The sequence below is a fragment of the Thiosulfatimonas sediminis genome, from assembly GCF_011398355.1.
Taxonomy (GTDB): domain Bacteria; phylum Pseudomonadota; class Gammaproteobacteria; order Thiomicrospirales; family Thiomicrospiraceae; genus Thiomicrorhabdus; species Thiomicrorhabdus sediminis_A.
Genome location: NZ_AP021889.1, coordinates 1,244,918 through 1,265,162, shown reverse-complemented (window position 1 = coordinate 1,265,162; position 20,245 = coordinate 1,244,918). Strand labels below are relative to the sequence as shown.

Below are 20,245 nucleotides of genomic sequence, written 5' to 3'. Positions count from 1 at the left end.
CATTTGTTTTTTAACAACTTTTACGACTATTTAACGGACAATACTTGTTAGTCTGGGCTAAAACAAAACGAGGGTTTTGGTTACAAAAAAGCCCCGAAAACGGGGCTTACAGGGGATAATTATCGCCAAAATATCTCGATATTCTGTTGCAGTTCGGTCAAAGCTCGATGGTAAACCGCTTGCTTAAAGCTCACGACCTCTTGCACCGGCCGCCAATAATCAACCCAGTCCCAAGCTTCAAACTCAGGGGTATCATGTCGATTTAGGTCGATGCGCGACACATCACTCTCTAAACCAAGCATAAACCAGATCTGTTTTTGTCCAATACACACCGGCGTACTGTTGTGACGAATGAGGTGTTTCGGAAGGTCATAGCAAAGCCAATCTTCGGTGCGGCCTAAGACGCGCACATCGGATGGATCCAACCCGACTTCTTCTTTCAGTTCGCGAAAAACCGCTTGCTGTGGAGTTTCATTTTCACGAATCCCACCCTGCGGAAACTGCCACGCATCCTGATGAACCCTCTTTCCCCAAAACAGCTTGCCTTCTTTATTTACGATAATAATCCCAACATTGGGTCTATAGCCATCTTGGTCAATCATTGAAAAGTTATATTCCAGTAAATTCTAATTGAGGTAATAGTGCCGAAAAACCGTTAATTTTTCAATTCAAAAATACAGTTTTTATGCGGTTTTTATTTACTTGAGCATTTCACTGCAGAGATTGACAAAAACCCACTTTGCGCTAGGATGAGCGACAATTTTGTCAGCAACGATTTAGGTAAATGCCATGGCTTTAGCGATTTTTGATTTGGATAACACCCTGATTAGCAGCGATAGCGATTTTCTATGGGGCGATTTTTTGGTCCGTAAAGGCTATGTTGATGGCGCAACATTCGCCGCGACTAACGCGAAATTTTATGAAGAATACAAAGCAGGCACTTTAGACATCTATGCCTACCAGCGCTTTGCGCTTGAGCCGCTTAGCCAGCAAAACATGGCAACATTGGCACAATGGCACGCTGAGTTTATGGCCGAATTTATCGAACCGATTGTTTTACCCAAAGCGTTGGCACTGGTGGAAGAACACAAAAAGAAAGGCGACGAGGTGATGATTATCACCGCGACCAACACCTTCATCACTCGCCCGATTGGTTTACGTTATGGAATTGAAACCCTACTGGGAACAGAAGGTAAAATTCAAGATGGTCGTTATACTGGCGAAGTTGCCGGGATACCGACTTTCCGCGAAGGCAAGGTTACACGTTTAAATGAATGGTTAGCTAAGGAGCAAAAATCCTTGGCCGGCAGTTACTTCTATTCCGATTCGCACAACGATTTACCGCTGCTTAAACTGGTTGACCACCCTGTCGTGGTGGATGGCGATGCAACTTTAATTGCCTATGCCAAAGAACATGATTGGCCGTGCATTTCATTACGCAACTGAGCGTAACAAAATACAAAAATGCGGCAGTTTGTTGAAAATTCCACTTTCTGCCGTAAACAGCGAAATGTAAATTCACTTCATAACGCGAAAAAGCGAATTACAGTTCAAACTCTTCTTTAATTTGAGCCACCCAATTTTGCACACGCTCATCGGTCAGTTCTGGTTGCTGGTCTTCATCAATGCCTAGACCGACAAAAAACTCGCCATCTTCGGTAACCGCTTTTGATTCATCAAACTCGAACCCTTCGGTTGAAGTATAGCCAGCTGGGGTTGCGCCGTTTTCGACCGCAATGTCATGCATCAGCCCCATTGCGTCCAAAAAGTATTCTGAATAATCGGCTTGGTCACCCAACCCAAAACAAGCCACCGTTTTTCCACTAAAATCGATGTCTTTAAATTCTGCCCAAAAATCGTCCCAAGAACTTTGCAACTCGCCATAATACCAAGTTGGTTGGCCTAGGATAATCTTGTCATATTGGGCGAAATCCTTAGCAGTAGCCGTTGCCACGTCATGTACTTCGACAATGTCTGCACCCATTGCTTGCTTAATTAAATCTGCAACACGCTCGGTATTCCCTGTATCCGTTCCGTAGAATAAACCAACTTTGCTCATGTATATGGATCCTTTTAATCAGCCATCTTTTTAAAAAGACAGCTCCTTTTAAGTCTGTTAAAATCGGGCGCAATCATAGCATAGTGAATTATCGCGTCCACTCATTTAATTTTATTATCAACAATGAAAAAAACTAATCCAGTCGACTGTTTTCAATGTCAGTATTTTTATATCACTTGGGAGCCTAATAACCCGCGTGGCTGTAAAGCATTTGGCTTTAAAACCGCCAAAATCCCAAGTCAAGTGGTTCTAGAAACTTCGGGTGAAGGCTGCTTAAAATTCGAAAACAAACAACAACCTTCTCCACCCAAAGCGCCAAAGCGGGATGGCTGGACAGCTTAACCACAACCTTACGCAACTTCTATTTAGCCTAAGCCATCTTGATTGGCGACAACCTATTTAAAATCAAAAATACAATGCCTAGCCCTAGAATTTATTAAGGTTCAGACCGGATTAACAACTAAGCAATCACAGAGCAACGCCCCTAAAAAACACAGAACAGGTCTAAATGGCTTAAAGCATAGAAGAATTTGAGATAGCAAGAAAGCCGTTTGCCGCCATATCAAGACCTGACAAAAACAGGCAGCAGCGCTCAGTTAAATGTCTCAAAGTTCGTAACTGCGTTGCAAAGGTTGCGCTAATAAACGCTCTAACGCAGGCCAAATAAAATACCGCCCCGGATCGGTTTTTCGCACTGGGGCAATATCGCTATGACCGGCAATTGCTGTTTTTGGAATTTGTGGATACGCTTGCCAAATCGCTTGAATCGCCGCGGCTAACGCATGATATTGGCTGACGGTATAAAGCGTGTGATCCGTACCCTCCAACTCAATCCCAATCGAAAAATCATTGCAGTTCTCCCGCCCGGCATACACAGAAGCACCAGCATGCCATGCGCGCAAATGAAATGGCACAAACTGCTGGATAGAACCATCACGGCGAATAAATAAATGGGCCGAAACACGTAAATCTTTAATTTTCTCAAAATACGGATCGGCCGCTGGGTCGAGTTGATTGGTAAACAGTTGCGCCACCTCATCACCACCAAACTGATTTGGAGGCAATGAGATACCATGCACAACAATCAAGCCGATATCCTGTGGATTCGGCCGCAAATCAAAATTCGGGCTAGGCAGATACTCGACCCCTTCCAACAGACCTAAATCGGGTAATACGCGCATATTTTTAATCAAATCCTTTGCATCATTGAACGATAGTATAGCCTCAATTCTGTATAATCAAGGCCATTAAATCGCAGTGCCGCTTGCTTGCTTGCACCGCTTTGTTTCGCCGATTCAATAGCAGAAAAACGCCTACAAATGAACGATATTAACTATTTTGACAACATTGAACTTACCGTAAAACTAGCCTTAGACGAGGATATCCAAGGTGGAGACTTGACCGCCAGTTTGATTCCGGCAGACAATCAAGCGCACGCAAAAATTGTGTGCCGTGAAGATGCGATTCTCTGCGGACGCCCATGGTTCGACGAAGTGTTTAGACAAATTGACGAAAGCATCAAAGTGCAATGGTTAAAAGAGGAAGGCGAACAGATTCAGCCCAACGAAACACTTTGTGAAATTTCCGGCTCCGCACGCCATATTTTAACTGCCGAGCGCACCGCCTTAAATTTTTTACAAACTCTGATGGCAACCGCCACCATTACCGCTCGTTACATGCAACATTTACAAAACATGCACACCACTTTATTGGACACGCGCAAAACCCTACCGGGCTTGCGTTTGGCGCAAAAATACGCGGTCGCCTGTGGCGGCGCAACCAATCATCGCATCGGCCTTTTTGATGCAATTCTGATCAAAGAAAACCACATTATGGCCGCTGGAGGAATTGCCGCCGCTGTAGCCCGTGCAAAATCAGACTATCCAAACATTACCGTTGAAGTGGAAACCGAAAATCTGGACGAAGTCCAACAAGCATTAAACGCCGGTGCAGACATTATTATGCTGGATAACTTTACCCTAGAAATGATGCAACAAGCAGTCGAACAAGTACAAAACGCCGCTAAACTAGAGGTGTCTGGCAATGTCGAAATCCAACATCTCAACGACATAGCGCAAACCGGTGTGGATTTTATTTCCACCGGTGCAATCACCAAACACGTCCGCGCAATTGATTTATCAATGCGCTTTAGTATGGACGCAAACTGACGTCTAGGAGACACCGAATCACTTTGCGACCCAAATCGAGAACGACTCAATGCCTGTTAACGAAGAACATATGCTGTTTCATGCCGTGATACTGCTCGCAATCGCCGTTTTGACGGTTGCGCTATCACGCCGCTTGTCCTTTCCGCCTATTCTGGGCTACATCATCGTCGGGATGATTGTCGGTCCTCATGGGTTCAGCTTGATTCAACAAGAAGAAAATATCGCACTCTTAGCCGAATTAGGCATCGTATTTTTGTTATTCGCGATTGGTTTAGAATTTTCGCTCAGCCAAATGATTGCCATGCGGCGGCAAGTGTTTGGCATGGGCAGCGCGCAAGTCTTAACCACCGCAGTGGTGGTCTATTTACTGGGCTATCTAGCTGGCCTGGACACCAATACGAATATTGTTATCGCTGGTGCTTTCGCCCTCTCCTCAACCGCTATTGTTATCAAACAGTTAACCGAACAATCTGAGATTCAATCTCGTCATGGACGCGCCACCGTTGGCATCTTAATCTTTCAAGATATTATGGCGATTCCGCTACTGATTTTGATTCCAGCATTAGCGATGAGCAGTAACGAAGACGGCGCCTTACTGTCGTCAATGGGCATCGCTTTTTTGAAAGGGATTTTGGTGGTGGTAATTATGCACCTGATTGGTCGCCACCTGCTGCGACCATTATTCCACGAAGTCGCGTCAGCTAAATCGCAAGAGCTTTTTACCTTAACCGTACTGACCGTCGCACTTGGAGCGGCCGCCTTTACTGAAGAATTTGGCTTGTCGATGACGCTAGGGGCTTTTCTAGCGGGGATGATGCTCTCGGAAACCGAATACCGACATCAAATTGAATCGGACATCCGCCCTTTCCAAGATATTCTTTTGGGGCTGTTTTTTGTCACTGTAGGCATGATTATCTCGATTGATGTGCTATTTGCGAACTTCCTGCAAGTCTTGGCGTTAACCATCGCCATCATCGGAATCAAAGGAGTGATTCTGTATTTTGTCGCCCGTTTATTCAAAAAAGAACCCGGCGTATCGGCGCGCGTCTCTCTCTCGCTAGCGCAAGTGGGCGAATTTGGCTTAGTGCTCATGACCCTAGCCTTCACCTACAACCTCTTACCCATTGATACCGGCAATATTCTGCTAACCGCGGCGGTTTTAAGCATGGCAATCGCGCCTTTCTTGGTTAAATTTAATGGGCAGATTGCGCGTTTTTTACACAAGGAAAGCTATACCCAAGGACATCAAGAACTCGAAAGCGACATTGCCGAACAGAATAAACACATCAGCAATCACGTTATTCTATGCGGCTTTGGTCGTGTTGGCCAAACGGTTGGACGCTTTTTACACAGCTCCAACGAAATCTTTTCAGCCTTGGATATGGACATTAAACGCGTGCATGAAGCGCGTGCCGCCGGTGAAGCGGTGTTCTATGGCGACGCCTCCAAGCAAAATATTTTGCACGCCGCCGGTCTGGAAAGAGCCAAAATCGTTATTATCACTTTCAGCGACTACCACGCCTCAATGAAAATTTTGCGAACCATCCGCCAACTGGATAAAAATATTCCCGTGCTAGTGCGAACCTTGGACGACAGCCATCTTAACGACCTGATTGAAGCCGGCGCGAATGAAGTGGTACCGGATACCTTTGAGTCAAGCATCATGCTCGCTTCGCACCTGCTGTTAATGATCGGCCAACCGCCGAGTAAAGTGCTGCGTAAAACGCGGATTATTCGCAAGGACCGCTATCGTATTCTGGAAAACTTCTACCCTGGCGAAGACGACAACCCTTCCAATCCATTGCAAACACACCAATTGATGAAAGGGATTATTCACAGTGCCTTGATTACTCAAGAAAGCTTTGCTGTAGGCAAACGCCTGGGGGATATGCCGTTTGAGCAGTTACAAGTGAGCGTTGATGCGATTAAACGTGGCCATGTGCGGGGTGACAAACCATCGAAAGAGACCAAATTACGAATAAACGACCATGTCGTCCTCAGTGGCCTGCCTGAAGATGTCGATAAAGCAGAATTTTATTTACGCACTGGCAGTCTGCCTAATTAAACGATAAATTCGTTACTCACTCAAAGTCGGTTAATCAGCAAGCCAAATAAAAGTAGCGATTCTACCGGTAAGACCACTTTGCTGCGGAGTCATTGGATGGTGACAAGCATAGCGATACGAATAGAATCTTTGTGGTTCAGCGTAGGTGCAAAGTCCGCTCTGCACCACCTCTCCTACAGCAAGACGCTGCAATATCACTGCCGCAATGCCATTTAAATCGGCCTGAAACTTACCCTCTTCGGCACTGGCAACAAAATAAGTGGAACTAAAAGGATAGGCACACAGAAATTGGCTACGCACTTCACTGCCGACCGTAAAATGGGCTTGGGAAATCGCCGGACCAATCCAAGCTTTCACCGACGCCAAATTAGAGGATTTACGCAAACTAATTTGCTGTAAGGTCTTTTCGATAATCCCCTCCAGCAAACCTCGCCATCCGGCATGAATCGCTGCTACCCAAGCTCCGTTCGTGTCCGCAAGCAGAATAGGCATACAATCGGCCGTCATAATCACACAGGGTTGCCTTGGCTGATCGGTCCAAACCGCATCGGCAATCGGCCCAGCATCTGACTCGAGCAACTGATTGGCAGCATAATAATCTGGCAGATATACCATATCTGTGGTGTGCTGTTGTTGCAGCCAAAGCGGCTTAGCCGGCAACAACTGTTCAATCAGCAGGCGGTTTTGCAGTACCTGTTGCGGATTATCTTGCACATGCAAGGCGGGATTAAGCGACGCATAAGGCGGCGAACTTAAACCGCCTTGTCGCGTAGTCGCAAAGGCATGAATTTTAGATGAATCCGACCAATCTGGTTGGATTATCGGAATTGACGAACGCATTCACTGCCTCGTTTAATCCGGAATATCGTCATCCGTGACCCACTCCACTTCCACACCATAGTCGTAATCAAACTCATCATAACCCAACTGCTGTTCCTCAAAGATTTCCACGTCTTCACGCAGAATATCGACCAGCTCCATCATGTCATCCGGCATAGGCGCTCGCCATTTCATCACTTTGCCGCTCAGTGGATGCGTCAAGCTTAAAGCACCGGCATGCAACGCTTGGCGTTGAAACGCCCGCAAGAATGCAACAAACTCGGCATTCATACGCTTTGGAATTCGGAAACGGCTACCATACACTGGGTCGCCTACCAACGCGTAACCCAAGTGCGCCATGTGGACACGAATCTGATGCGTACGCCCGGTTTCTAACTTCACACGCACACGTGTGTGCGCGCGAAAATGCTCCAACACACGATAATGTGACACTGCTGGCTTACCACCTACTTCACGCACCGCCATTTTCTTGCGATCTTGTGGACTTCTCCCCAAGGGTTTATCGACCGTACCGCCTTTTTTTAAATTCCCCACCAGCACGGCGTCATAAATACGCTCAACCGCATGGCGCTGCAATTGCTCGACCAAATGCGTCTGTGCAGGCACCGTTTTAGCAACCACCATCAAACCGGAGGTATCTTTATCTAAACGATGCACAATACCTGCACGCGGTACTTCACGCAGTGGCGGATGATAATGCAGCAAAGCATTCATCAGCGTACCATCAGGATTTCCTGCGCCGGGATGAACCACCAATCCAACAGGCTTATTAAGCACCAAAATCGCACTGTCTTCGTAAACAATATCCAAGGCAATCTCTTGCGCTTCAACCTGCGTGCTATCCTCAAGAAGCACGATTAGCTTAATTTTTTCGCCGCCCAAAACAGCATGACGCGGCTTTTGACAAACCACGCCATCCATCTCAACCAACCCATCTTTAATCCAGCTTTGGATACGGCTACGCGAGTAGTCCGGAAGCTGCTGCGCTAGAATCGCGTCCAAACGCTGTCCAATCGCCCCATCGGGGATGGATATGTGCAAAACCTGTTCAGACAAAAAGTTCTCCTTAATTTAGTCTTTAACGCGCTTTAAAGCTCATCAATTCAGCCATGGCGAGAGCGCTTAAACTCGGCCATTAAAGCCACGTTCAACCACTTTGCAGACGGGCCGAGAAAGAGTGTTTTCTAAACCTATCCCGCCAATAATTTATGATATACTCGACGGCAATTTTGATTATGTCGTATTGTACAAAAGAATGATGAAAAAAACGTTTTTATCCGCACTTATCGCGGCAAGCATTTCACTTAGCGGTTGCTCGTCTATTTCTAGCTTGATTGACAAGCCAGACGAAGACAAAACTGTTGCCGAATTTTATGAAGATGCAACCAGCGCCTTTGAAGCGGAACAATGGGACGCCGCCATAGAAGAATACGAAAAACTGAAAGCGTATTTCCCATACGGCAGCTATGCGGAACAGTCTTATCTTGAGCTGGCGTATGCGTATTATCGGTATGATGAACCCGAATCAGCTATTCGCGAACTTGAAGAATTTATGCGCTTGTTCCCTAAACATGAAGAATTGGCTTATGCCTATTATCTTCGCGCCTTAGCAGCCGACTCAATTACCCGAAGCTGGCTCGACAAGTTCATTACCGATCCAGCCACGCGTGACGCCAAATCTGCTGACCGTGCTTATGGCTACTATACGGATTTAATTAACCGCTTTCCAAATACCGATTTTGCTCGCCAAGCATCACAACGCCTGTTAGTACTTCGCAATCAGATGGCACGCCATGAAGTGCAAGTTGCACAGTTCTACCTAGAACGCGAAGCCTATTTAGCGGCTGCTAACCGTGCGCGCCGTGTTTTGGAAGACTATCCAAACGCTGCCGAAACTGGCGAAGCCATTCGCATCCTTGCCTATTCTTACGACAAAATGGGAATGACCCAAAATCGTGATGACGCCTTAAAAGTTTACTCGCTTAACCGCGACAAACTGTCGATGACCAAAAGTTCCGATGAAAACATGAAAGACATAGCCAAACCGAATCGAACCTATTGGGATCGTTTTGTTGATAGCTTCAAAAACCTCTTCGGCGGTTAATCAGCATCCCTATTTGTGAAGATGTGAAAGGCGCTCGGAAGATTTCCGAGCGCCTTTTTGTTAAGCGCGACAGATGCACGCCCAATCCAGTTTATTCTTGATACCCGCTGGTAATCGGATAACGGCGATCACGCCCAAACGCGCGATAAGAAACACGCACACCAGGCGCTGATTGACGACGCTTATACTCCGAACGGTCAATCAAGCGAATAACACGCCGTACCTCCTCTTCCGCATACCCCATCTCGACAATCGCTTGTGGCGCTTTATCTTCTTTGACATACGCTTTGATAATCGCATCTAAACAGTCATAATCTGGCAAAGAGTCCTGATCCGTCTGGTCAGGTCGAAGTTCAGCCGAAGGCGCACGAGTAATCACCCTCTCAGGAATCACTGACGAAAGCGAATTGCGGTATTTAGCTAACGCATAGACCAGTGTTTTCGGTACATCTTTGAGTGGTGAAAACCCACCCACCATATCACCATATAACGTCGAATAACCGACCGCGACTTCCGATTTATTGCTGGTCGCCAACACCATTTTTCCCTGTTTATTCGACATCGCCATCAATAAGGTACCGCGAATTCTTGCCTGCAAATTCTCCTCAGTAATGTCCGCCTCAGTTCCAGCCAGCGTTGCTTGGAGCGCAGTCTCAAATGCTTGATACATCGACTCAATTGGAATCGATTGATATTTCACCCCCATTGTCTTCGCCTGTTCAGCAGCATCGTCTTGACTGATTTGCGCTGTATAACGAAACGGCATCATCACCGCCTCCACCTTACCTGCACCGAGTGCATCGACCGCAATCGCCAGCGTCAAGGCGGAATCAATGCCACCAGAAAGCCCTAAAAGCACACCCGAAAAACCATTTTTGGTCACATAATCACGCACGCCGCACAACAACGCTTGATAGACCCGTGCCTCATCCTGATAAAGTGCTGCCTGCTCCCCTGGCAAAATAACCACTGCGTTATTTTGCTTGACAACATTGACAGTCGCCAAAGTGCTCGTAAACTCGGCTGCCTGCACACAAACATCGTTATCGGCACTTAGTGCAAAAGAGCCGCCATCAAAGACCAACTCATCTTGCCCGCCGACTTGGTTGACATAAACAATCGGCAAACCGGTCTCACTCACACGGTGCCCTAAGGTTGCTAAGCGATCCTGATGCTTTTCTTGCGAGAACGGCGATGCATTTAAAGTGAGTAGAACCTCCGCACCAGCTTGTTTTGCCTGAACGGCCGGAGAAATCTTCCAAATATCTTCGCAAATCAGAATACCGAATTTAATCCCTTTATATTCAACCACGCAATCTTGCTTGCCGGAATTAAAATAGCGCTGTTCATCAAACACACTGTAATTTGGTAAATGCTGTTTAACATAGCTGGCGACTAAATTTTGATTGGCGATAAACGCCGCCATATTAAAACGTTCACCAAGCTGATCCATCATTGGATAACCGACCACACAAGCAATATCATGGCACGCATCCACAATCTGTAACAAAGCTTGTTCAACCTGCGGATAAAGCGCATCGCGCAATAACAAATCTTCTGGCGGATATCCGGTAATCGTCATTTCAGGAAACACGACCAAATCGGCATTTTGCTGCTTTGCTTGTGCCAGCGTTTGCAGAATCAACGCGACGTTTCCAGAGATATCACCCACTTTCGGGTTAATCTGCGCCATGATTAACTTAACGGTATCCGTCATGCGATTTCCTTTTAAGACAGGGCAAAAAGCCGCTTAAGATGCGTTAGACTGTTATGAATTGCAACTCATAACAAAGTTTGCCAGCGCCAAAGCAAGCACTCTACTTTAGCGCCGTTTTTGAATGGTCAACTATTGAAAGTTTTTCAACATTGCCGCACCCAAATCAGCTGGCGAATCAACAACACTCACCCCTGCTTTGCGTAACGCAGCAAATTTCGCTTCCGCCGTTCCTTTACCACCGGAAACAATTGCCCCGGCATGACCCATACGTTTTCCGGCCGGCGCAGTTACCCCGGCAATGTAAGCGACCACCGGCTTGGTAACATGCGTAGAAATAAATTCCGCTGCATCTTCTTCCGCTTGACCGCCGATTTCGCCAACCATAATAATCCCTTCAGTTTGCGGATCCTCCTGGAACAGGCGCAAGCAGTCGATAAAGTTCATCCCTTGAATCGGGTCTCCCCCGATACCAACACAAGTCGACTGACCCAGACCGTTCATAGTGGTTTGATGCACCGCTTCATAGGTCAAGGTACCGGAGCGAGAAACAATACCGATTTTACCCGGCAAATGGATATGACCCGGCATAATACCGATTTTGCACCCTTCACCATTATCTCCTGGGGTAATCAGACCCGGACAATTCGGACCGATTAGATAAGCATCGGAATTTTCCAATACTGCACGCACTTTAAGCATATCAGCCACCGGAATCCCCTCGGTGATACACGTTATCACTTTAATACCGGCAGCAATCGCTTCGATAATCGAATCGGCGGCGAACGCCGGCGGCACATAAATCATCGACGCTTGCGCACCGGCTTGTTCAACCGCTTCTTTAACCGTATTGAATACCGGCAAACCTAGATGCGTCTGTCCACCTTTTCCTGGCGTTACACCGCCGACCATTTTGGTGCCGTAGGCAATAGCCTGTTCAGAATGGAAAGTTCCCTGCTTACCGGTAAACCCTTGGCAAATCACTTTGGTGTCTTTATTAATTAAAATACTCATTTTTGATCAACCCTTACTTTGCCAATTCCACGACTTTTTTAGCCGCATCGGCAAGACCGTCAGCACTGACAATACTCAAACCACTCGTCGCCAATTTTGCTTTACCTAACTCAACATTTGTGCCTTCTAAACGCACCACCACCGGAATAGCCAAGCCGACTTCTTTAACCGCCTGAATAATCCCGTCTGCAATCAAATCACAACGCACGATACCACCGAAAATATTGACCAGAATCGACTTCACTTCTTTGGAAGACAGGATTAATTTAAAGGCTTCAGCAACACGCTCCGGCGTTGCGCCGCCGCCGACATCCAAAAAGTTAGCCGGTGAACCGCCGTTTAATTTAATCAAATCCATGGTCGCCATCGCCAGACCAGCACCATTGACCATACAACCAATATCACCGTCCAAGGCAATGTAATTCAACTGATGCTCAGATGCCTTCGCTTCGCGCTCATCCTCCTGCGATAAATCACGCATTTCCACCAATGCCGGCTGACGATAAAGCGCGTTGGCGTCGATATTCACTTTGGCATCCAGCGCAACCAAATGATTGTCCGCCGTCCGAACCAACGGGTTAATTTCTAATTGTGAAACATCTTTGTCTAACGCCAATTGGTAGAATTTATTCAACAATTGACCAAGCTGTTTAAACGCCTCGCCTTTTAACCCCAAAGCAAAACCTACTTCGCGACACTGATAAGGCATCACCCCAACCAGTGGGTCAATATGGACTGTAAAAATTTTCTCAGGACTGTGCTCCGCCACTTCTTCAATATCCATGCCGCCGGCAGCGGAAATAACAAAAGTGTGCTTTCGCGCAACGCGATCGACCAGCAGACTCAAGTAAAGCTCTTCTTCTATTTCAAGGGTCTCTTCGATTAAAAGCGAATTAATCGGCAACGCCTTACCGGCAGTCTGAATCGTGGCCAACTTGGAACCCAACAAACTCTGCGCCACTTGATATGCTTCCGCTTCAGATTTAACGAGCTTTACACCGCCCGCTTTACCGCGCGCTCCGGCATGAATTTGTGCTTTGACAACCCAAGTCTGAGAACCTATTGCCTGCAAAGCCTGAGGCAATTGCGCCAAATTTTCAATTAGCTCTCCCTTTGGGACAGCGATACCATATTGCGCAAACAACGCCTTGGCTTGATACTCGTGTAAATTCATTAACTAAACATCTCCGAAATTGGCGCGCGACATACGGTCTGAATGCGCCCGAACGAAAAGCCTGACAGACTTATCTGGCATTTATCGATACAGAATAAAATTGCGGTTATTGTAATTTTTTTATGGGCTTTTTGCATCCCTGATTGGGCGCAACTAAACGCTTTATCTTGCTCAGAGTGCTAAAATAGGGCAACTTTTCATACAAGCCTGCAACAGGAGTACTTTGTGCGCTCAATATTTTTATTTTTAATTGTGATAGTGGTGTTTTTATTGGTGATGGCGGTCATTAATAACCGTAGAACACGCATGGCAAAACAGGTGCACAAAAATACCCAGCATCCAGAGAAACCGAGCGAAAAAATGGTGCACTGCGAAGTTTGTCAAACCTACTTACCAGTATCCGAAGCGATTTGTGATGAGGAAAAATGCTTTTGTAATCAAAAACATTTACAAGAATTTAAACAAAAAAATTCGCGCTAAGCCAAAAATAAAAAAGCAACTACAAACGATTGGCTACATCGAAAAAGGGAATAAGTTGAACAAGTCAGTTGGAACTTATGCCGTGCTGTCCTTAAGAATGAATCTCAATAATTTTAGCGGTAAACAACACCGTCGCATCGGCCAATGGATGATTAAAATCGACAAGAACACGTCCATCATTAACTGCCTTAATCGTACCAGGAACCTCTTGACCTGTCGGCGTACTAAAGCCGATTACCTGTCCTTTTTGCGGCGGCATATCTAACGGAAAATCCGCCAAATCCATTGAATGAATATTTTGTGGATCAGAAAAGCCAAAAGCGCCTTCTGGCCCTATCGTCAATTTGGCGGTCGTACCTAATTCCAACCCGACCAATAACGCCTCGAGCTTATCTAAGAACTCGCCTTGCCCTAGTTGAAATCGAAGTGGGGCATCTTCTGGCGCTTCTTCCACCAAGCTTCCACCCAACAATTCCATTTTAAACGCCAGACTAATTTCACTATCAGCCTGCACGCGCGGCAATAAATCACTCATGCTATCAATCACTTACCAAATTTAATCAAAAGATTTATCAGGTTTTACCGAATAATGAAAACGGCTCTTCTGGAACATCTTGACAACGAATATTCCATTCCAATAAAGACTGACAAGTGCCACCAATACATTCCAAATCACTGGCTTTTAACTCCGAGCTGCTACGCATTTGACGCGAAGTAATGAAGTAGCCAATTGGACAGAGTTGCTTTGACACAGCACGCATTTTTTGTGATTCAAAGTTTTTAAAGCTTTCATTACTGGTTTGCCAAAGACGAAATTCATTTTCAGCGACTTTTTCACTCTGCACATCAGCGTCAAATTGCTGAATCGATGTGGCAATTGCACCAAGTCCATCACCAATTTTCTCTGCGCCGCCCTGCACCGAGCAGCCGGCCGCAAAAAACACCACAGAAAGCAGCACCATCGAGCTAGAAATTTTGGTTAAATTCATGAGAGAAGTATCTTTATTTTTGAAAAATTAATGGAACGCATCTTAGCAAATTTACGCCACTATTGCGCTAATATTTGCTCTTTAGCGCCTCTCTCAGAGATGATATAACACATATTGGTATTGACTTTTTTACCATCCACCAACAGTGACAATCCAAGTGCATCTTCCGGGTTAAGTCGAACATCCCCCTCATACACCCTAAGCAATTTACCACTCATGCAACTATAGATTTCCACTTTGCGATCCAAGCCCACCCAATCGGATTGAATATTTTTCGCTGTGTTAGCCACCTTGTCGCAACCGCTCAATCCGAGAAAACTGAATGAAACCAGTAGCGCTGCAGACAAAGCGAGAGGATTGGATGTTTTCTGATTTTCCATTATGAACCTCAAGTTAATCTGCACTCGGCGTATCATTCGTGGTTTTCGCTTCTTCATAAGCTTGCACCACCTTCTGCTTCGCGACTTGCGCCCCCTCTTTAGTCGCTTGCCACGCATCAAGATAAGTCTGCTTATCACTAACGGTCTCCACCACTTCTTGGGTACCTGACTTTACCGACTGCATGGTTTGCGATTCCTTAGCTTGCTGCGTCCATTGCGATACCGTTTCCTTGGTGGTTTCCCATGACTCTTGCGCCGTCTGTTTCGCGCTGTCTAGCCAGTCGGCTTGCACGCTCATCGGAGCAACGACCATAAACCCGAACAACATCAGTGGTAGCAACGGATTCTTAGTTGATTTTTGCATCATTTCACCTCTCTTATCATTGTTTAACTGATAATAATAACGCCTGCCAATTTTGCAACTGGCAGGCGCTGTATTCAATCATAACGCAATTATTTTGACTTATAGTCCATTAACATATTCCGCTACTGCCTGCATATCGCCATCTGATAAACCAGCAGCCATTGGCGCCATCATGCCAGTCATCGGACCAACTTGCTCACCTGACTTATAACGCTGCAATTTTTCAACAATCGCAGCAATCTCTTGACCGGCTAATTTAGGGCCCACACCGCCTTCACCAGCCGCGCCATGACAACCAACACAGGTCGCATAGACTTTCTCACCTGAAACCCCAGTGGCGGCTTCAGCCATCACCGCTTCAGCTTTAGCCTCAACCACTTTTTGCACTTCTTGCTCAACCGGCGCTTTTGCTGCTGGCGCTGGCATCGGATCCGCTAATGGCGCCTTCGGTGCCGCGACAGGCTCAGGCTGTTTAACATCCATCGCGTTATTCATTGCTTGACTGGTCTCTGCCGCCTTTGGCTCATCAGCACTCTGTTCAGAACACGCACTTAGAGACAACACGCCGGCCATAACCAGAAGTGCAAACATTTTTTTTGAAATCATTACTGACATAAATTTAACCTTTAGTCCCTTTTCATCAACCCAAAATGGGGCAACATATAAAATGGTGATTACTGACGGTTTTATCAACCTTTTCAGCTTTCTCGTTGTAAGTTGATTCAATATACCCAAGCGCGCAGAAACAGGCAAATGACAATTACACCCACAAACAAAAACCGCCCACTCACAATTGACGCAAACGTTTTTCAAGACGCTGTATCGAGACCGGTTGCAAAGTTTTTATCGGTTGCGAAAATATTGAAATACGTAACTCTTCAAGCAGCCAACGAATTTCGATTAAGTCTTCACGACCCGCATAGGCATTGTCTTGCAGACGTTCATTAAACAGATTCAACAAAGGCTGAAGCTGTCGAATCCCCTGCTGGTCTTTATTTGGATCTTGATCAATCTTCTCTAAACGTCTTTGCAACGCCTGAAGGTAGCGCGGCAGCTGTTGCAACCATTTATCAGGGGTGTTGCGTACAAAACCCGCCACAATTAAATCATCCAACTGTTGACAAATATCCGCCAAAGACAACAACCAGCGAGGATTAATCTTACCTTTCACTTGCTTAGCTATTTTTTGATGTTCAGTCAAAATTTCAGTAACTAATTTAGCCAGACTCTGCGCCTGTTCAATCCATTGCATACGCAACACCTCGAGCGCATCGTTAAACTGCTGCTGGGTGCGCAATTGCTCAGGATGCGCCACCAACTGAATTAAGGCACGGGTAATCACATCATCGGTTAAATCGACACAAGTCCCATAGGGCGCATAACAGAGGCAGGCTTTTTGAAGTGGTAATTTCTTCTGCAAATACTTCTCTTTATCCACCAACTCACGACGCAATAACGCCAACACCGCCTGCGCGTGCTGCTCTCTTGCTTCTTGCTGGTCAGCAAACAAACGCAAAACAATCTGTTCAGCTTCCATCGCCAAGGCAGGATAAGCAACCATCTCCAAACCCTTTTGCTTGATCGTTTTCTCCGGTGCCAAATCCCCAAAATCCCAGTGCGTAACCAGCACACTTTGCGCATTTTGTTTGGCTTGGTGGCGCTGAATTTGCGCCTCCACCAGATGTTGATAATCTCGTTTAAGCGCCAATAAATCCGCACTCCCTGCAATTTTCTTTTGCTTTGCATCAAACAAAATAAAGTACGGCGTTAAATGCAACGGCAACACCAATTCCCCAAAATCTTCGCTTCGTACCTTCTGATTGGCACGGCGGTTTAGCGCCCAAACCAACTGCGACAACCAAGGGACCGCTTGCCCTTGCTCGGTTTTCTGCGGTGACATATCACTAAGTACCAACTGCGCATATTGTGGCGCAGGTATAAACTGTTTTCGCAAAGATTTAGGTAATGCTTTGATATAACAAGAAATTTTTTCAATTAGCAACCCTGGAGTTAACCATTCAAAATCTTGCGGATTGAGTAAATTCAGCTGTTCTAGCGCAATATTGAAAATTGCACCGTCTTGTTTTTTACCGGGTTCAAAACGGTAATCAACAGCGATTTTAAGTTTATTTGGCAAAGCCACTTGGTCTGGAAAGTTCTGCTGCAAGTGGGCGTCAGCCTGCTGCTTCATCAACCACTCTTTACTGAGAAACAGCGCTTGCAATTGCTCGGGCGCGTTTTGCTCGGTCCGCTTAACCCATTTTTCAAACGCTGGCTGACTGTAGATATGCGTCGGAATACGTTCAGCATAAAACTGATATACCTGTTCATCATCAACCAACAAATCCAAACGTCGTAACTTGGACTCCAGGCGTTCAACCTCCTCCACTAAGCGACGGTTATGCACAAAAAACGCCGCTTTGGAAGACAATTCCCCCTCGACCAAACCATGGCGTAAAAAAAGCTTATGCGCATCCTGCGGATTTATCGGCCCATAATTACAGTGGCGTCGCGTAATAATCGGCAACCCAAACAAGGTTAACGATTCATAAGCACCGACTTGCCCAGATTTCTTTTGCCAATGGGGATCCGCATAGCTCCGCTTGATTAAATGCGGCGCTAACTGTTCAACCCAACGCACATCGATTTGCGCATTCGTGCGCGCAAACAATTTTGAGGTTTCCACCAATTCTGCAGACAAAATCCACTTTGGACGTTTTTTAAACAGCACTGAACTAGGGTGTATAAACAACTTGGTATTACGCGTGCCAAGATAGGAACGCTCATCATCCAACATGGCAATATTACCGAGTAGACCAGAAAGCAAAGCACGATGCAGAGCAGTCGAATGCAGATCACTTAGGCGCTCACTCAGCTTATTCCCCTCTTTAACCTCTTCATAAAGATGAAGCTCGCCAACGTGCATACCGATGCGTTTCAAGCTCTGTTCCAACTGAATGGTTAACTCATGCCACTCTTTCATACGAATATACGATAGAAAATTGGTCCTGCAGAGTTTACGCAACTTACTTTGCGATAGATGACGACGTTGATGCTCGTAAAAACGCCACAAATTCAAGAAAAACAAAAAATCCGAACGCTCGTCATCCCACTGCTTGTGCGCTTGGCGCGCCGTTTGCATATTGGTTTCATTAAGATCGCGTGGGTCTTGAATACTGAGCACGCTGGCGAGCACAATGACCTCTGCCAAAACGCCATTCTTTTCCGCTTGCATGACCATTTTGGCAACGGCTGGCTCAATCGGCAACTTAGCAATTTTGCGCCCTTCTTCGGTTAAACGACGTTTCTCATCCAAGGCACCGATTTCATAGAGTTGGCGAAAGCCATCATTGACCGACTTATCATTCGGCGGCTCAATAAACGGAAAGTTTTTAACTGAACCCAAGCGCAGTTGCGCCATGGTCAGAATAATTGATGCCAACGAGGTACGCTGAATCTCTGGGTCGGTAAACTCTGGCCGGCTCTTAAAATCCTCTTCATCATAAAGACGAATGCAAATTCCTTCACTCACTCGCCCACAGCGACCTTTACGCTGATTCGCCGAGGCTTGTGAAATTTTTTCAACCGGTAGACGCTGAATTTTAGAGCGCACGCTATAACGACTGATACGCACTTGTCCCGGGTCGATAACGTATTTAATTCCCGGCACGGTCAGAGAAGTCTCAGCCACATTAGTCGAAAGAATAATCCGCCGTTTCTGCGACACTTGAAACACTTTATTCTGTTCCGCCATCGACAAACGAGCGTACAAAGGGACAATTTCAGTATTTTTTAAATTGCGCTTACGCAGCACTTCCGCGGTTTCTTTAATATCACGCTCGCCAATCTGAAAGACCAACACATCGCCAAAGGGATCTTCATGCTCAAGTTCGTCTACCGCATCGGCAATCGCGGTTGCCATATCCTGCTCAATCGCATTACCCACCTCATCTTCATAAGGGACTAGAGGCCGATAACGCACTTCAACCGGGTAGGTACGCCCTGAAACCTCAACAATCGGCGCCGGCTTACCATTGAGCGCAAAATGCTTTGCAAAACGCTCGGTATTAATGGTAGCCGAGGTAATAATCACTTTCAGATCTTGGCGTTTTAATAAAAGCTGCTTGAGAATCCCCAACAGAAAATCGATGTTGACACTGCGCTCATGCGCTTCGTCGATGATGATGGTGTCATATTGATTCAAAAACGGGTCGTTTTGAATTTCAGCCAGCAAAATGCCATCGGTCATCACTTTAATCAAACTATGCGCTTTTACTTGGTCAAGAAAGCGTACCTGATAACCCACCAAATCCCCAACCGTACTGCCGAGCTCTTCCGCAATCCGCTCAGCCACACTGCGTGCCGCAAGACGGCGTGGCTGCGTACAACCAATTTTGCCAAACACTCCCTGCCCTGCCGCCAAACACAGTTTAGGAATTTGCGTGGTTTTACCTGACCCTGTCTCGCCAGCGATGACGACCACTTGATTATTTTTAATTAATTCAATCAGCTCTTCTTTCCGAGCGGAAACCGGAAGATTTTCTGGGAAAGAAATTTGCGGTATTTTTTGCACACGAGAGCGTGCATTTTCAATAGATTTTGACAATCGACTTAACCAAGCCGAACTCATGCTTTCCTCAAGGCTTTCAATAACTTCAGGCTTTTCTCTTAGCCCATTCGATAGCGTATACCTATCAAAAATCAGACATTCTTGATTGATAAAACGTATCAGTTCACTTTTTTTCTTAGGGAAATTCAATAACATAGGTTGACTAGCGCGTATTTTTCCGCATAATATAAACAAAATCTAATATAGATATAAAATTGACTTATGAATAACCAAAAGTATTTATTAAGTCAGTGGTATTCGGTTTTCGATACCGATCTATTATTA

19 protein-coding genes are annotated in these 20,245 nt (G+C 46.0%); 5 read left to right on the top strand and 14 right to left on the bottom strand.

What is annotated here, in order from left to right; all coding sequences use genetic code 11:
• Positions 1–119 precede the first annotated feature (119 nt).
• Positions 120–602, bottom strand: a complete 483-nt coding sequence (locus HRR27_RS05785) for an RNA pyrophosphohydrolase (RefSeq protein WP_173271786.1) — start codon at positions 600–602, stop codon at positions 120–122.
• 187 nt (positions 603–789) lie between these two features.
• On the opposite strand from HRR27_RS05785, the gene HRR27_RS05780 reads away from it, so the two are divergent.
• The gene (locus HRR27_RS05780) at positions 790–1,446 is read left to right on the top strand and encodes a histidinol-phosphatase (protein ID WP_173271784.1); all 657 of its coding nucleotides are present in this window, start codon (positions 790–792) and stop codon (positions 1,444–1,446) included.
• Positions 1,447–1,543: 97 nt separating this feature from the next.
• On the opposite strand, the gene HRR27_RS05775 is transcribed toward HRR27_RS05780, so the two are convergent.
• Entirely contained in the window at positions 1,544–2,059 is a 516-nt protein-coding gene (locus HRR27_RS05775) for a flavodoxin (RefSeq protein WP_173271782.1), read from the bottom strand.
• A gap of 605 nt (positions 2,060–2,664) precedes the next feature.
• Positions 2,665–3,240: a 1,6-anhydro-N-acetylmuramyl-L-alanine amidase AmpD gene (gene ampD, locus HRR27_RS05770; RefSeq protein ID WP_173271780.1), complete on the bottom strand. Its 576-nt coding sequence runs from the start codon at positions 3,238–3,240 to the stop codon at positions 2,665–2,667.
• 138 nt (positions 3,241–3,378) lie between these two features.
• Here ampD and nadC point away from each other — a divergent pair, with 138 nt between their 5' ends.
• Complete coding sequence (gene nadC / locus HRR27_RS05765; RefSeq protein WP_173271778.1) at positions 3,379–4,227, top strand: carboxylating nicotinate-nucleotide diphosphorylase; 849 nt, start codon at positions 3,379–3,381, stop codon at positions 4,225–4,227.
• 49 nt (positions 4,228–4,276) lie between these two features.
• Positions 4,277–6,292, top strand: coding sequence for a cation:proton antiporter (locus HRR27_RS05760; RefSeq protein ID WP_173271776.1), 2,016 nt, complete (start codon positions 4,277–4,279; stop codon positions 6,290–6,292).
• Between the two features lie 30 nt (positions 6,293–6,322).
• Here the strand turns inward: HRR27_RS05760 and pgeF are convergent, their stop codons facing one another.
• The gene (gene pgeF / locus HRR27_RS05755; protein ID WP_173271774.1) at positions 6,323–7,132 is read right to left on the bottom strand and encodes a peptidoglycan editing factor PgeF; all 810 of its coding nucleotides are present in this window, start codon (positions 7,130–7,132) and stop codon (positions 6,323–6,325) included.
• A gap of 12 nt (positions 7,133–7,144) precedes the next feature.
• Complete coding sequence (rluD, locus tag HRR27_RS05750; RefSeq protein ID WP_173271772.1) at positions 7,145–8,188, bottom strand: 23S rRNA pseudouridine(1911/1915/1917) synthase RluD; 1,044 nt, start codon at positions 8,186–8,188, stop codon at positions 7,145–7,147.
• Between the two features lie 199 nt (positions 8,189–8,387).
• Here rluD and HRR27_RS05745 point away from each other — a divergent pair, with 199 nt between their 5' ends.
• Positions 8,388–9,236, top strand: a complete 849-nt coding sequence (locus tag HRR27_RS05745) for an outer membrane protein assembly factor BamD (RefSeq protein ID WP_243830894.1) — start codon at positions 8,388–8,390, stop codon at positions 9,234–9,236.
• 91 nt (positions 9,237–9,327) lie between these two features.
• Here HRR27_RS05745 and HRR27_RS05740 read toward each other — a convergent pair whose 3' ends face one another.
• The 3 genes from HRR27_RS05740 to sucC form a co-directional block, all read right to left on the bottom strand.
• On the bottom strand, positions 9,328–10,953 hold the full coding sequence (locus HRR27_RS05740; RefSeq protein ID WP_173271770.1) for an NAD+ synthase: 1,626 nt from the start codon (positions 10,951–10,953) through the stop codon (positions 9,328–9,330).
• 129 nt (positions 10,954–11,082) lie between these two features.
• The gene (sucD, locus tag HRR27_RS05735; protein ID WP_173271768.1) at positions 11,083–11,964 is read right to left on the bottom strand and encodes a succinate--CoA ligase subunit alpha; all 882 of its coding nucleotides are present in this window, start codon (positions 11,962–11,964) and stop codon (positions 11,083–11,085) included.
• A 13-nt stretch (positions 11,965–11,977) separates the two neighbouring features.
• Positions 11,978–13,138, bottom strand: a complete 1,161-nt coding sequence (gene sucC / locus HRR27_RS05730; RefSeq protein ID WP_173271766.1) for an ADP-forming succinate--CoA ligase subunit beta — start codon at positions 13,136–13,138, stop codon at positions 11,978–11,980.
• Positions 13,139–13,363: 225 nt separating this feature from the next.
• Here sucC and HRR27_RS05725 point away from each other — a divergent pair, with 225 nt between their 5' ends.
• The gene (locus HRR27_RS05725) at positions 13,364–13,618 is read left to right on the top strand and encodes a PP0621 family protein (RefSeq protein ID WP_173271764.1); all 255 of its coding nucleotides are present in this window, start codon (positions 13,364–13,366) and stop codon (positions 13,616–13,618) included.
• A 91-nt stretch (positions 13,619–13,709) separates the two neighbouring features.
• On the opposite strand, the gene HRR27_RS05720 is transcribed toward HRR27_RS05725, so the two are convergent.
• The 6 genes from HRR27_RS05720 to hrpA form a co-directional block, all read right to left on the bottom strand.
• Positions 13,710–14,153, bottom strand: a complete 444-nt coding sequence (locus HRR27_RS05720; protein ID WP_173271762.1) for an FKBP-type peptidyl-prolyl cis-trans isomerase — start codon at positions 14,151–14,153, stop codon at positions 13,710–13,712.
• A 37-nt stretch (positions 14,154–14,190) separates the two neighbouring features.
• The gene (locus HRR27_RS05715) at positions 14,191–14,607 is read right to left on the bottom strand and encodes a hypothetical protein (protein ID WP_173271760.1); all 417 of its coding nucleotides are present in this window, start codon (positions 14,605–14,607) and stop codon (positions 14,191–14,193) included.
• Between the two features lie 59 nt (positions 14,608–14,666).
• Positions 14,667–14,987 (bottom strand): hypothetical protein, encoded by a 321-nt coding sequence (locus tag HRR27_RS05710; protein ID WP_173271758.1) that lies wholly within the window; start codon positions 14,985–14,987, stop codon positions 14,667–14,669.
• A gap of 13 nt (positions 14,988–15,000) precedes the next feature.
• Positions 15,001–15,354 (bottom strand): hypothetical protein, encoded by a 354-nt coding sequence (locus tag HRR27_RS05705; RefSeq protein WP_173271756.1) that lies wholly within the window; start codon positions 15,352–15,354, stop codon positions 15,001–15,003.
• A 96-nt stretch (positions 15,355–15,450) separates the two neighbouring features.
• Positions 15,451–15,966: a c-type cytochrome gene (locus HRR27_RS12850; RefSeq protein ID WP_243830893.1), complete on the bottom strand. Its 516-nt coding sequence runs from the start codon at positions 15,964–15,966 to the stop codon at positions 15,451–15,453.
• Positions 15,967–16,138: 172 nt separating this feature from the next.
• A complete protein-coding gene (gene hrpA, locus HRR27_RS05695) occupies positions 16,139–20,116 on the bottom strand; it encodes an ATP-dependent RNA helicase HrpA (RefSeq protein WP_173271754.1) in 3,978 nt (1,325 codons plus the stop codon).
• Positions 20,117–20,245: the final 129 nt, after the last annotated feature.

Coding starts and splice junctions, on each gene's coding strand:
- HRR27_RS05785 (WP_173271786.1), bottom strand. CDS start 602: ATGATTGACCAAGATGGCTATAGACCCAATGTTGGGATTATTATCGTA.
- HRR27_RS05780 (WP_173271784.1), top strand. CDS start 790: ATGGCTTTAGCGATTTTTGATTTGGATAACACCCTGATTAGCAGCGAT.
- HRR27_RS05775 (WP_173271782.1), bottom strand. CDS start 2,059: ATGAGCAAAGTTGGTTTATTCTACGGAACGGATACAGGGAATACCGAG.
- ampD (WP_173271780.1), bottom strand. CDS start 3,240: ATGCGCGTATTACCCGATTTAGGTCTGTTGGAAGGGGTCGAGTATCTG.
- nadC (WP_173271778.1), top strand. CDS start 3,379: ATGAACGATATTAACTATTTTGACAACATTGAACTTACCGTAAAACTA.
- HRR27_RS05760 (WP_173271776.1), top strand. CDS start 4,277: ATGCCTGTTAACGAAGAACATATGCTGTTTCATGCCGTGATACTGCTC.
- pgeF (WP_173271774.1), bottom strand. CDS start 7,132: ATGCGTTCGTCAATTCCGATAATCCAACCAGATTGGTCGGATTCATCT.
- HRR27_RS05745 (WP_243830894.1), top strand. CDS start 8,388: ATGATGAAAAAAACGTTTTTATCCGCACTTATCGCGGCAAGCATTTCA.
- HRR27_RS05740 (WP_173271770.1), bottom strand. CDS start 10,953: ATGACGGATACCGTTAAGTTAATCATGGCGCAGATTAACCCGAAAGTG.
- sucD (WP_173271768.1), bottom strand. CDS start 11,964: ATGAGTATTTTAATTAATAAAGACACCAAAGTGATTTGCCAAGGGTTT.
- sucC (WP_173271766.1), bottom strand. CDS start 13,138: ATGAATTTACACGAGTATCAAGCCAAGGCGTTGTTTGCGCAATATGGT.
- HRR27_RS05720 (WP_173271762.1), bottom strand. CDS start 14,153: ATGAGTGATTTATTGCCGCGCGTGCAGGCTGATAGTGAAATTAGTCTG.
- HRR27_RS05715 (WP_173271760.1), bottom strand. CDS start 14,607: ATGAATTTAACCAAAATTTCTAGCTCGATGGTGCTGCTTTCTGTGGTG.
- HRR27_RS05710 (WP_173271758.1), bottom strand. CDS start 14,987: ATGGAAAATCAGAAAACATCCAATCCTCTCGCTTTGTCTGCAGCGCTA.
- HRR27_RS05705 (WP_173271756.1), bottom strand. CDS start 15,354: ATGATGCAAAAATCAACTAAGAATCCGTTGCTACCACTGATGTTGTTC.
- HRR27_RS12850 (WP_243830893.1), bottom strand. CDS start 15,966: ATGTCAGTAATGATTTCAAAAAAAATGTTTGCACTTCTGGTTATGGCC.
- hrpA (WP_173271754.1), bottom strand. CDS start 20,116: ATGTTATTGAATTTCCCTAAGAAAAAAAGTGAACTGATACGTTTTATC.